Here is a 10,949-nt window from a genome sequence, read left to right as displayed (position 1 = left end):
CTAAGAGGCCCTAACGGAATGCGGTCCGTAGGCGGCGCCAGCAGATCAGTTTCGTGGATGTTGTCTCGGATCTCCCAGCGGATGCGCAGGCGGCCGAACCAGTGCAGCGGTGAGGCTCATTGCCTGCTCGACCACCCACCGCTTGGTGCCCAGGCAGGAGCCGTGCTCGGTGCCACGGCGGGCGATCACGGGCTGTACGCCGGGGCCACAGATTACTCGGCTGCAACTGGGGGCGGCCTGCCCATAGGATCCTCGTTCGAGGCACCGGCATGGCGCCTGCCGACAGTTGGCACTCAACGGACCGAGGATGCGTGGTGGCGCAATGAGCAGCCGACTCTTCGCAATCTACTTCGACGCTCACCAGCCCGAGCGCCTGGCGCGTTTCTGGTCCGGCCTCCTGGGCTTGGACAGAGCCGACGATTCTTACGACGGCGTCGCCCTGTTGTCCGGGAATGACGCCGGCTACCGCCTCGGCTTCCGTTCCTGCCAGGCGCACAAGGTCGCCCAGAACCGGCTGCACTTCGATTTGACCAGCTCCTCTCTGGAGAACCAGCAGGAGACCGTGGCCAGGGAGCTCGACCTCGGCGCGCGGCACGCCGACGTCGGCCAGGGGCCGGACGTGTCCCATGTGGTGCTCGCCGACCCCGAAGGCAACGAATTCTGTGTCCTGGAGCCGGGCAACAGGTTCCTCGCCGGCTGCGGCGTCATCGGCGCGCTCGCCTGCGATGGTTCGCAGGCCGTGGGCTACTTCTGGAGCGAGGCGCTGGGCTGGCCGCTGGTCTGGGACCAGGACGAGGAAACCGCCATCCAGTCACCGAACGGCGGTACGAAGATCACGTGGGGCGGTCCGCCGCTCATGCCGGACCCCGGTAAGGACCTGCACTTGGAGCTCGTCGCGGACGACGATCACCAAGCAGAGGTCGAGCGCCTGCTCTCCCTTGGGGCGAAGCGCCTCGACTCTGCCCATGGCGGGGACGGCGCGGTGCTGCTGGCCGACCCCGACGGCAACGAGTTCCGCGTGCTCACGCGCCGGTGAAGACGGAACCAAGGGAGCCGCTGTAGGGGGTTGCTGCGGGGAGCACAGCTGAGAGTCGGAGACGTCCCCGTCACCAAACGGTCAGCTCAACGCGTCCCGTGAGGAGGAAGAGCCACATCCAGCACGAATCAAGCAGCAGGGTCCGTGAGGGGAACGCCGGCGAAGACGGCCGCTTCGGCGAGAAGTCACCTGTCCCCGTGGGGGACGCTAGATCCCAGTAAGCCCATAGGTAGCGCGGCGCGTATACCGTGCGGGATACTACGGGCATGGCTGAAACCACCGTCAAGGTCGACACCAGTACCCGGGACGCACTGCAGGGCCTTGCCGCTGCCGAGGGCCTGTCTGTGAAGGCCTACCTTGCCAAGCTGGCGGGTGAGAAGGAGCAAGAGCGAGCCCTGCAGACGGCGACCGCCGCTTTCCGCCGCGCGATCAGCGAACCCGGCGTTATGGAGGCCTTCGATGCCGAGTTCGGCGGGCTGCCGGCCGTCGCCGACAACTCCTCGCGGGCGGCCTGACCTGTGCCTGCCGTCGTCTACGTCGACTACCGGTGGTTCCTGGAGCGTCAGGAGGACATTCTCCGGGACGACCTCACCGTCAACGACTTCTCGGTGCTCGTCGGTCTGGCGCAGCGCCACCGGGTCGACCCACCCCGGCACGATCAGCACCATCCGGACGCCTTCTGGCGGGCCGCGGTCATGCTGGAGGAGTGTGTCCTGCTCCGCCCCCTCCCGGCCCGCAATGAGGTGTACGGATACGGGATCGCCGTGGCCTACCTTGAGGCCTCCGGAGAACGCGTGGACACCAAGTTCGAGCTCTGGCGGGAACTGATCTACGACATTCGAGAGCTACGGCTGGACTCGTACGGCATCGCAGAAAGGCTGCGTTCCTGGCGCCAGGCCCGGCCCTGACGTCTGCGCTTCTGGTGCCGGAGGCTGGCCTGCGCAGTGACCAGGCGGCGCAGGACGGGCCACTGCTCGGGCCAGCAGCCGGTGGTGCAGGAAGGCCGCCAGGTCCTCGCGCAGGCCCTCGGCCAGGACGGTCCGGTAGCTCGTCATGCGGGACTTCGGGCGGTCCAGGCAGTAGCTCGTCCGCCCGGACCAGACGATGTGCAGCGGCAGGTCGACGGTGCCCGCGACGGGGCCGACCAGCTCCTGCAGGCGCTCGGGCAGCCGACTGCGGTAACGGTCCCGCAGCACCTCGGCGCGTGGAGCAGTAGTCGTCGCATCCATGCATCGCTGCATCCAGTATCGAACACGTTTGACAGCTCCTGGCCGTTGGAGTTCTGCCTCCATGATGCGCAGCACGCCGACAGCCTCGTGGGTGATTCACTTCCAGCCGATGCAGAACCAGGCGTCTGGATACGTCTCGGTCAAGGGGCCGTGTGGAGGGTGTGCCAGCGTCGTTCGAAGTCGGGGGTCATGTTGGTGATGTCGTGGGGGGTGAGGGGTTTGTTGTATTGGGCCGTGATGTGGTGGCGGGCGCAGTCGTGGGCGATGTCGGTGGGGGAGGGGGTGTGGGTGTGTTCGCGGTGGTGGGCCCACAGGGTGTAGATCCGCCAGCGCAGGAAGTGTCGTCGGAGGTGGGCGGGGCTGAGGGGCTGGTGGTCGCGGCCGAGGAGGTTGTGTGCGGCGAGGTGGGCGGAGAGTTGTTGTGCGGTGGGTTCGGTGCCGTGGTGGTTTTGGTAGTCGATCCAGGCGAGGTAGTAGCGGTCGGGCAGGGTGAGGTTCTGCTCGGCCGGGTGGGGTTGCGTGTGGTGGAGGGTGCTGCGGGGTGGTGGCGTCGGGCCGGGGGGTGTGGTGTCGGGCCGGGGCCGGGGCCGGGGCCGGGGCCGGGGCCGGGCGGCGGGTGCGGGGCCGGCCTGGGCGGGCTGATCGGGTGTGGCCGTTGCGGTGGTGGTCCAAGGCAGGGGCTAATCGGCTGGTTGATCGGCTGTGGTGGTGCTCGGAGGGTGCCGGCTGGCAGAGGGTGCTGCTGAGGAGGGTGAACCTTCCCCTTGATCATGGACACCTGGAGACTGGGACCTTGAGGTTCCAGAGGAAGTAGCACCAGGTGGGAAGCAAGTACACGAAGCGGTACACCGATGAGTTCAAGCGGGACGCGATCGCGCTCGTCGACTCCTCGGGCAAGACGGTCACGGCGGTCGCCCGGGAACTCGGCATCAGCTCCGAGTCTCTGCGCGGCTGGTACCGCAAGGCGAAGGTGGAGCAGGGCGAGGGCACTCCCGGCGAATTGAGTAGGGCCGAGCGCGAGGAGCTCAAGCGGCTGCGGCGGGAGAACCGCGAACAGCAGCAGACGATCGAGATCCTGAAAAGAGCGACCGCCTTCTTCGTGAAGGAGAACGACCGGTGAGCGAGTTGTGCCGGTTCATCCATGCGGAGAAGGCGAACTACCCGATCGTTCTGTTGTGCCGGGCGCTGCACGTCGCCCGCTCCTCCTACTACGCGTGGCGCGAGGGAGAGGCCGCCCGCCATGCCCGGCAGGCCGCCGACGACGCGCTCGCACACGAGATCACGATGCTGCACGTCGCCTCCCGCCGCACCTACGGTGTCCCGCGCATCCACGCCGAACTGCGGCGTCTGGGGCGGCGGGTGAACCGCAAGCGCATCGCCCGCGTGATGCGCGAGCGCGACATCCGAGGCGTCACCCGGCGCAAGCGCCGCTCGTTGACCCGGCCCGACAAGAAGGCGAAGCCGGCCCCTGACCTGATCGGCCGCGACTTCCACGCCGAGCGGCCCGGGATCAAGCTGGTCGGCGACATCACCTACCTGCCCACTGCCGAGGGCTGGCTCTACCTCGCCTGCTGGCTGGACCTGGCCACCCGCGAGGTCGTCGGTTATGCCATGGCTGATCACCACCGCGCAGAACTCGTCGTGGACGCCCTCGACATGGCCTACGGCCGAGGGAACCTGGAACCCGGCTGCGTGATCCACAGTGACCGCGGCAGCGAATACACCTCGACTTAATTCAGGAACCGAATACGGGAGTTGGGACTGCGGAACAGCTGCGGACGCACCGGATCATGCTTCGACAACGCGGCCGCGGAGAGTTTCTGGGCCCTGTCAAGGAAGAGATCGGCACCCGCATCTGGCCCGACCGGGCCGCCGCCCGCGCCGAGGTCTTCACTTTCATCGAGACCTTCTACAATCGCCGCCGCCTGCGCAAGCACAAGACCTTCGGCTACCTCACCCCAGCCGAGACCAGGCAGCGGCATCAACACGCCCTCGCGGCATAACCGACAAGTGTCCAAGATCACGGGGAAGCTTCACCCGGGCCTTGACCCTTGATCCTGGACAACGGACATCTCGTGGTCATGACGAACTATCCGCCGCAGTTCAAGGCGGACGCGGTCGCGCTGTACCAGTCACGGCCCAAGGCGACGATCCGGCAGATCGCAGCCGACCTGGGAAACAACCCCGAGACCTTGCGGAACTGGGTCCGGGCAGCCGGCGCGAGCCGGCCGCGGGGACGCCGGGCGGAGCTGCCGACCGAGCCTCCGACACCGAGGCGGAGAACGCCGCTCAGCGCCAGAAAGTCCGCGAGCTGGAGGAAGAACGCGAGATCCTGCGCAAGGCGGCGAAGTACTTCGCCGGGGAGACGCGCTGGTGAACCGCTTCCAGTTCGTGGCGGACCACCAGCGCCGCTACGGCGTGAAGCGGCTGTGCACCATCCTGGGCATCGCCCTCTCCAGCCTCTACTACTGGCGTCGCACGGCCGCGGACCGGGACGCCCGGCAGGCGGCCGACGCCCGCCTCGTCGCCCGGATACGGGCCGTGCACCATGAGTCGGACGGCACCTGCGGCGTCCCCAGGATCACCGCCGAACTCCAAGAGGCGGGCGAACGCGTCAACCACAAACGGATCGCGCGCGTGATGCGCAGCATCGGCCTGGCAGGCGTGCGGCTGCGGCACAGGCACCGCACCCCTGTCGCGGACCCGACCGCTGCGAAGGCCCCGGACCTCGTCCGCCGCGACTTCACGGCAAGTGAGCCGAACACCAAGCACGTCGGCGACATCACCTATCTCCCGCTTCACGGCGGGAAGTTCCTGCATCTGGCCACCGTGATCGACCTGGCCTCGCGCCGCCTGGCCGGCTGGGCGATCGCGGACCATATGCGCACCGACCTCCTCACCGACGCCCTGGCCGCCGCCGAACGCACCCGCGGCAGCCTCGCCGGGGCGGTCGTGAACACCGACCACGGGTTCAGGACGGATTCAACTGGTCGTCGCAACACCTTGATCTCGGAGGTGTACGGTGTGGCCACGGCGGACTGGAGTATGGAGACCAGCGATGTTTCTGAGGGAGGCTCGTCGGCAGTGGCGTGCTGATCGAGCACTTCGGCCAGCGATGCGCTCGCCGGGCCGGCCGGACCCATCACGGGTGGTGCAGCGCCAGTTCTGGCGGCTGATTGCCACGGGGGTCACGACGGTGGAGGCGTCTTTGGCGGTCGACGTGTCCTGGCCGGTGGGTTCCCGGTGGTTTCGTCACGCTGGCGGCATGGCGCCGATCTCGCTGGCTGGAGTCCGCAGCCCGCTACTTGTCGTTCGAGGAGCGCGAGGAGATCGCGATCCTGCGCACGAAGGACACCGGGGTGCGCCAGATCGCCCGCGCCCTGGGGCGTGATGCCGGGACGATCTCTCGTGAGCTGCGCCGCAACGCCGCCACGCGCAGCGGCGAGCAGGAGTACCGCGCGACGGTCGCCCAGTGGAAGGCTCAGCAGGCGGCCAAGCGCCCCAAGGTCGCAAAGCTCGTCACCAACGACCGTCTGCGCGAGTATGTGCAAGAGCGCTGCGCTTGGACGGCACCGTGCGGCTCGCTGACGGCACAGCCGTGGCGGGACCCGACGCTGTCGAGTGGAAAGGCCGCAAGATGCAGCCCCAGGAACACGTCACCAGCCCCGAGCGCGAGCGCAGCAGGACCAGAACGCTGTCCCACGTCCTGCAGACAGCGGGCCCTATGCACCCGCTCGCCCGTGTTCTGCGTCGACTTCCATCCGACGTGAACGTGACCGATACCAGTGAGGCCCCTTGACTCCGCGCATTACCTTCGGGGAGGAAGCAAAAGTCCAACTCGAAGCCGTTCTCGAACTATCCCGCGGGTTGAAGGGCGTATCGCGCAAAGAACTGAAGATCGCCGTCAAGACGCTCAACTACCCCTACCGCACTGACCCCATCCGCGTTTACACCGACGGCGCGGCCACAGCATTCGGATCCCTCGTGCGGGCGGTAGTAGCCAGGGAGTTCTAGATGCTGCTTTGTGCTGATGCGGATGTCGGCGGGCGGGTATCCGGCGTCGAGGAAGAATTTGCCCAGGAGGGCTGCGACTGGGTCGAAGTGCTTACCGCCGCGGATGGCTCCGGATGTGCCGGCCCCGACGGTGTCTTTGAAGACGGAGACTTCGAACTGGGCGTCTTTGACGCCCCAGTAGGCGGCTATGGCCTCTTCGAAGTCTTGACGGCTGACCGTCACGGTACCCCCTGCTCGTGTGATCCGGGGGCTCGCCCGCTTCGCATGCCACCGCAGCGAGACACGCGATGCCGCCTTACCGTGTTGCCCTGCGAAGGCGTGCGTCCGGCGACCCCGTATAACCGATCCCGCAAAGTCCTCGGCTGGAAGACCCCAGCTGAGGTCTTCGCCGAGCAGCTACGCGCGATCCGACAATCCGGTGTTTGCAACAACTGATTGAACCCACCCAGTACACCAGTCGTGAATTCGCCCTCCTGGCCACGCAGTTCCACGGCAGGCTCTCGGTCGGGTCGGGGCTGCCGCGACCGTAGGCCTCGATCGAGCGGACCGCCTGTCCGCGATGCAAGCGGCCTGTCACCGCGTACGTGCCGCATCTGCTCCTGTACGAGCATCTGCCGGCCCCGACGCTCACGCCGCGCAGGGAGACGGTGGCGGGGAGAACCGCCACCGGGCTCACCGCCGCACGGCACGCAGTCCGTCCAGGAGCAGCCGCAGCCCGAACTCGAAGTGTGCCGTGAAGTCCGTACTGGTGAGCACCGGCAGGGTGGCAGCGAGGTGCGGATACGTCCCTGCCTCCACCACCGCCTCGTGCAGGGCCCCTGCGTTGGTGGGCCCGCCGTCCTCCGGTCGGAGGGCGGCCTGTTCCTCCAGCGTGTGGCCGACGGTGAAGTGGGACACTGCGTAGAGCGCCCGCGCCGCCTCACCGTTGCTGAAGCCCGCCGCGCGCAGCACTCCGATGAGGCCGTCGGCGAAGCCCAGGGTGTTGGGGCCGGTCGAGTGCGTACCGGCGTAGACGCGGGCGCCGTCGCGATGGGCGAGCAGGGCTGTGCGCAGTGCGCGGGCCAGGCGCGCCACTGCCTCGCTCCAGTCGCCGTCCCCGGCCGGGCCGGTGGCCTCGGCGACGCCACCGATCATGTGCTCGGCCATGGCGGTGAGCAGGTCCTGTTTGGTCGCGAAGTAGCGGTACAGCGCACCGGCCTGGACACCCATCGCATCGGCGAGCCTGCGCATGGTCAGCGCGTCGAGCCCGGACTCGTTCAGCAGGTCGAGGGCGGTCCGGACGGTGCGGGCCTGGTCGAGCCGGGCGGGCCGGCCCCTGGCCGGGCTTGACGGTGCGCTCATGGACCCCACTATAGTGAACAACGTTCACGTGAACATCGTTCACTAAATCGAGGAGGTCATCTCCGATGAACACCGACGTGATCGTCGTAGGCGCCGGCCCGACCGGGCTGATGCTCGCCTGCGAGCTGGCCCTGGCGGGCGTACGGACCCGGGTCCTGGAGCGCCGCACCGAACCGCAGCGCCATTCGCGGGCGCTGAGCCTGCACCCGCGCAGCGTGGAACTGATGGACCAGCGGGGACTGCTCGACCGGTTCCTCCCGCTCGGCCGGACCGTGCCGGGCTGGCACTTCGCGGGGTTGCCCACCCAGCTCGACTTCGGTGCCCTCGACTCCCGGCACGGCTACACCCTCTTCCTGGCCCAGGCGCGCACCGAGGCGATCCTTGAGGAGCGGGCGCACGAGCTGGGGGTGGAGATCAGCCGGGGACACGAGATCCTCGGCGTGAGCCAGGACGGCGACGGGGTCGAGGTGGAGACCTGCGTCCCCGGCGGCGGCACCGAGACCGTACGTGCCCGCTACGCGGCCGGGTGCGACGGCGGGCGCAGCCTCGTACGGCGGACCGCGGGGATCGGCTTCCCCGGCACCGACGAGACCCTGACGGGGATACTCGGGGACTTCGCGGTCGTCGACACGCAGCCCGCCGCCCTCGATGCGGCACGGGCCCGTGGCGTGATCGTCGCGCCGCTGGAGGGCGGGCTCACCCGGTTCGTCTGCCTGGATCCGGAGCGGATGCGGGTCCCGTCCCGGGAGCCGGTGACCCTGGAGGAGTTCCGTACGTCGCTCACCCGAATCACCGGCTCCGACTTCGGGGTCGCCGAGCCCGACTGGCTGTCGCGTTTCGGTAATGCCACGCGGCTCGCGGAGAGCTACCGCTCGGGACGGATCCTGCTGGCGGGCGACGCCGCCCACATCCACTTCCCCGCGGCGGGCCAGGGGCTCAACACCGGGCTCCAGGACGCCATGAACCTGGGGTGGAAACTGGCTGCGGCGGTGCACGGCTGGGCCCCGCCCGGGTTGCTGGACAGTTATGACGTGGAGCGTCGGCCGGCCGGTCGGTCGGTGACCGAGAACACCGAGGTCCAGACGTTGTTGGCGGAGCTGACGCTGATCTGCGGGTACCAGCGCCCGGCCGCGGCCCTGCGGTCGCTCCTCGACCAGTTGCTGGGCATCGCGGAGGTCAACCGCCGGCTCGCCGATCAGGTCTCCGCGCTCGGCACCCACTACCCGCCGGCGGACCCGGGCGCCGACCCGCTGGTGGGGCGGCGTATGCCCGATGTGGGATTGACCGCCGCCGGTTCGGCGGCGACACGGGTGTACGAACTCCTCACCCGGGGCCGCTTCGTTCTGCTCGCTCTGGCGAAGGACCCCTCCCTGCGGGAGGCCGTTGACACGGACCGGGCCTCCCGGGTCACGGCCGTATCCGTCGACAAGTACGACGAGCACGTCGACCTCGATGGGGTCACCGAAGTGCTCGTACGCCCCGACGGGCACGTCGCGTGGGCCACCCGTACCGCCGATCACGCCACGCGCCGCGACGAGCGGGTCCAGGCGCTGACCGCCTGGGCGGGTACGCCCTCCTCAAGGAGCTGATCATGTCGGTGACCCGTGTCAGTCCCCGTCCGTGCACAACCCGTCCGACCAGATCACCCAGGTCGTCACCGTCGACGGAAGGCGGCTCGTGCATCTCTCCGGGCAGGTCGCCTGGGATGAGCGAGGACGGCCGTGAGACTCGGTGACCACGGGGTCCAGGCGGCACAGGTTGCCCGTAACCTCGACGCCGTACTCGCTGCGGTCGGCGCCACCCATGACGACATCGTCGACGAGACCATCGACGTCGGCGACTACACCCCGGAGCTGCTGCCCGCGATCTTCGGGCCGCTGCGGGCCGGTGTCCCGGAAGCACCCGCGAGTGTCCTGCACCGGAAATCACGGGCTTAAGTTTCTTGCTGGTTTTCCGTGGCTGGTGGAGTGACCTTGGTGAGGTAGTCGGCGAGGGATTTGAGGATCTCGTCGGCGGTCTTGGTCCAGGTGAAAGGCCTGGGGTTCTCGTTCCACGAGTTGATCCATGCCCTGATGTCGTCTTCCAGGGCCTTCACCGAAGTGTGGACGCCGCGGCGGATGAGCTTGTCGGTCAGCAGGCCGAACCACCGCTCGACCTGGTTGATCCAGGACGAGCCGGTCGGGGTGAAGTGGACATGGAATCGAGGGTGTCTGCCGAGCCAGGTCTTGATCTCGGGAGTGTTGTGGGTGGCGTAGTTGTCGCACACCAGGTGCACGTCGAGTCCGGCGGGAACCGCCTTGTCTATCGTGACCAGGAACTTCCTGAACTCAATCGCCCGGTGGCGGCGGTGCAGTTCGCCAATGACGGTCCCGTCGGCGATGTTGAAGGCGGCGAACAGGCTGGTGATGCCGTGCCGCAGGTACTCGTGGGTGCGCCGTTCGGGCATGCCCGGCATCATCGGAAGTACCGGCTGCGAGTGGTCCAGGGCCTGGATCTGGGACTTCTCGTCCACGCATAACACCACCGCCTTCTCGGGCGGGTTGTGGTACAGGCCGACGACGTCGACGACCTTCGCGACGAACTGCGGGTCGGTGGAGAGCTTGAAGGCGTCCTGCAGGTGCGGCTTGAGATCGAACCGTTTCCAGATCCGGCCGATGGTGGACTTCGACAGCCCGGTCCGGGCCGCCATGGAAGCCCGCGACCAGTGCGTGTCCTGACCCGGAGCGGATTCCAGCGTCGCGGCGATGACGTCCTCGACCTGGTCGAGAAGGATAGACGGCGGCCGCCCCGGCCGCGGCTCGTCGACCAGCCCGTCCAGCCGCTGGCTGACGAACCGGGCCCGCCAGCGGCTCACCGACTTTTCACGCACCCCGAGTTCGGCCGCCACCTGCTTGTTCGTCGCACCCTCCGCGCACCGCAGCACGATCTTCGCCCGCAAGGCCAGGAACTGCGCGGTCTTCGCCCGCCTCGCCCAACGCGTCAGCTGAGCCCATTCGTCATCGCTGAGCACCAGCTCCAACTTGCGCCGGCCCGGCCGCGGCTCATCCGCAAGCCCGACCATCCGCCGGTCAACGAACCGCGAGCGCCACTTCCTCACCGTGTCCGCGGTCACCTTGAACTCCGCCGCGACACGCGTATTCGGCTTCCCCTCCGCGCATGCCAAGACGATGCGTGCCCGCTCGGCAAGACGGGGCGCCACTGCCCCGCCCGCCCAGCGCAGCAACTCGGCGCGCTCCTCATCGGACAGCACCACTTCGACGGCACGAGGACCCCGAGACATGAAAACAGGCTACATACTTAAGCCCGTGATTTCCGGCGCATCACACTAG

The 10,949-nt window shown here is 68.2% G+C and carries 12 protein-coding genes and 4 pseudogenes; 11 read left to right on the top strand and 5 right to left on the bottom strand.

What is annotated here, in order from left to right; translation table 11 throughout:
• Positions 1–201, bottom strand: a pseudogene (locus ACYF6T_RS43825) (hypothetical protein); the annotation flags it as partial.
• Between the two features lie 121 nt (positions 202–322).
• Between ACYF6T_RS43825 and ACYF6T_RS43820 the strand changes: the two are divergent.
• The 3 genes from ACYF6T_RS43820 to ACYF6T_RS43810 all read left to right on the top strand — a co-directional run bounded on the left by ACYF6T_RS43820 (position 323) and on the right by ACYF6T_RS43810 (position 1,944).
• Positions 323–1,036, top strand: a complete 714-nt coding sequence (locus ACYF6T_RS43820; protein WP_461703576.1) for a VOC family protein — start codon at positions 323–325, stop codon at positions 1,034–1,036.
• 266 nt (positions 1,037–1,302) lie between these two features.
• Positions 1,303–1,551 carry an antitoxin MazE7 gene (locus ACYF6T_RS43815; protein ID WP_461703575.1) on the top strand — a complete coding sequence of 83 codons (249 nt, stop codon included), beginning with the start codon at positions 1,303–1,305 and terminating at the stop codon, positions 1,549–1,551.
• Positions 1,552–1,554: 3 nt separating this feature from the next.
• Positions 1,555–1,944 (top strand): toxin Doc, encoded by a 390-nt coding sequence (locus ACYF6T_RS43810; RefSeq protein ID WP_461703574.1) that lies wholly within the window; start codon positions 1,555–1,557, stop codon positions 1,942–1,944.
• Here the strand turns inward: ACYF6T_RS43810 and ACYF6T_RS43805 are convergent.
• Positions 1,866–2,265, bottom strand: a pseudogene (locus ACYF6T_RS43805) (hypothetical protein). The gene ACYF6T_RS43810 and the pseudogene ACYF6T_RS43805 sit on opposite strands and share 79 nt — an antisense overlap.
• A gap of 820 nt (positions 2,266–3,085) precedes the next feature.
• Here ACYF6T_RS43805 and ACYF6T_RS43800 point away from each other — a divergent pair.
• The 6 genes and pseudogenes from ACYF6T_RS43800 to ACYF6T_RS43775 all read left to right on the top strand — a co-directional run.
• Entirely contained in the window at positions 3,086–3,385 is a 300-nt protein-coding gene (locus ACYF6T_RS43800; RefSeq protein WP_461703573.1) for a transposase, read from the top strand.
• A complete protein-coding gene (locus ACYF6T_RS43795) occupies positions 3,382–3,999 on the top strand; it encodes an IS3 family transposase (protein ID WP_461703572.1) in 618 nt (205 codons plus the stop codon). Before ACYF6T_RS43800 ends, ACYF6T_RS43795 begins: the two co-directional genes overlap by 4 nt.
• 56 nt (positions 4,000–4,055) lie before the next feature.
• Positions 4,056–4,268, top strand: a complete 213-nt coding sequence (locus ACYF6T_RS43790) for a hypothetical protein (protein ID WP_461703571.1) — start codon at positions 4,056–4,058, stop codon at positions 4,266–4,268.
• Positions 4,269–4,346: 78 nt separating this feature from the next.
• Positions 4,347–4,484: pseudogene (locus tag ACYF6T_RS43785) on the top strand (transposase); the annotation flags it as partial.
• Between the two features lie 154 nt (positions 4,485–4,638).
• Positions 4,639–5,361 carry an IS3 family transposase gene (locus ACYF6T_RS43780; protein WP_461703570.1) on the top strand — a complete coding sequence of 241 codons (723 nt, stop codon included), beginning with the start codon at positions 4,639–4,641 and terminating at the stop codon, positions 5,359–5,361.
• Positions 5,342–5,896, top strand: a pseudogene (locus ACYF6T_RS43775) (transposase); the annotation flags it as partial. The gene ACYF6T_RS43780 and the pseudogene ACYF6T_RS43775, both read left to right, overlap by 20 nt.
• Positions 5,897–6,120: 224 nt before the next feature.
• On the opposite strand, the gene ACYF6T_RS43770 reads toward ACYF6T_RS43775, so the two are convergent.
• Together ACYF6T_RS43770 and ACYF6T_RS43765 are read right to left on the bottom strand one after the other, a co-directional pair.
• The gene (locus ACYF6T_RS43770) at positions 6,121–6,501 is read right to left on the bottom strand and encodes a hypothetical protein (RefSeq protein ID WP_461703577.1); all 381 of its coding nucleotides are present in this window, start codon (positions 6,499–6,501) and stop codon (positions 6,121–6,123) included.
• A 450-nt stretch (positions 6,502–6,951) separates the two neighbouring features.
• Positions 6,952–7,620 carry a TetR/AcrR family transcriptional regulator gene (locus ACYF6T_RS43765; RefSeq protein WP_461703569.1) on the bottom strand — a complete coding sequence of 223 codons (669 nt, stop codon included), beginning with the start codon at positions 7,618–7,620 and terminating at the stop codon, positions 6,952–6,954.
• 65 nt (positions 7,621–7,685) lie between these two features.
• Between ACYF6T_RS43765 and ACYF6T_RS43760 the strand changes: the two genes are divergently transcribed.
• Together ACYF6T_RS43760 and ACYF6T_RS43755 are read left to right on the top strand one after the other, a co-directional pair.
• The gene (locus ACYF6T_RS43760; RefSeq protein WP_461703568.1) at positions 7,686–9,209 is read left to right on the top strand and encodes a monooxygenase; all 1,524 of its coding nucleotides are present in this window, start codon (positions 7,686–7,688) and stop codon (positions 9,207–9,209) included.
• Positions 9,210–9,341: 132 nt separating this feature from the next.
• Positions 9,342–9,557 carry a hypothetical protein gene (locus ACYF6T_RS43755; RefSeq protein ID WP_461703567.1) on the top strand — a complete coding sequence of 72 codons (216 nt, stop codon included), beginning with the start codon at positions 9,342–9,344 and terminating at the stop codon, positions 9,555–9,557.
• Here the strand turns inward: ACYF6T_RS43755 and ACYF6T_RS43750 are convergent.
• Positions 9,554–10,900 (bottom strand): IS630 family transposase, encoded by a 1,347-nt coding sequence (locus tag ACYF6T_RS43750; RefSeq protein WP_461703566.1) that lies wholly within the window; start codon positions 10,898–10,900, stop codon positions 9,554–9,556. The genes ACYF6T_RS43755 and ACYF6T_RS43750 overlap by 4 nt on opposite strands.
• Between the last annotated feature and the right edge of the window lie 49 nt (positions 10,901–10,949).

It is taken from the genome of Streptomyces sp. 7R007, from assembly GCF_054850255.1.
This window is presented reverse-complemented; position numbering and strand designations above follow the sequence as displayed.

Bases quoted from the DNA above. Each gene is read 5' to 3' on its own strand.
- ACYF6T_RS43820 (WP_461703576.1), top strand. From the start codon at position 323: ATGAGCAGCCGACTCTTCGCAATCTACTTCGACGCTCACCAGCCCGAG.
- ACYF6T_RS43815 (WP_461703575.1), top strand. From the start codon at position 1,303: ATGGCTGAAACCACCGTCAAGGTCGACACCAGTACCCGGGACGCACTG.
- ACYF6T_RS43790 (WP_461703571.1), top strand. From the start codon at position 4,056: ATGCTTCGACAACGCGGCCGCGGAGAGTTTCTGGGCCCTGTCAAGGAA.
- ACYF6T_RS43765 (WP_461703569.1), bottom strand. From the start codon at position 7,620: ATGAGCGCACCGTCAAGCCCGGCCAGGGGCCGGCCCGCCCGGCTCGAC.
- ACYF6T_RS43760 (WP_461703568.1), top strand. From the start codon at position 7,686: ATGAACACCGACGTGATCGTCGTAGGCGCCGGCCCGACCGGGCTGATG.
- ACYF6T_RS43750 (WP_461703566.1), bottom strand. From the start codon at position 10,900: ATGTCTCGGGGTCCTCGTGCCGTCGAAGTGGTGCTGTCCGATGAGGAG.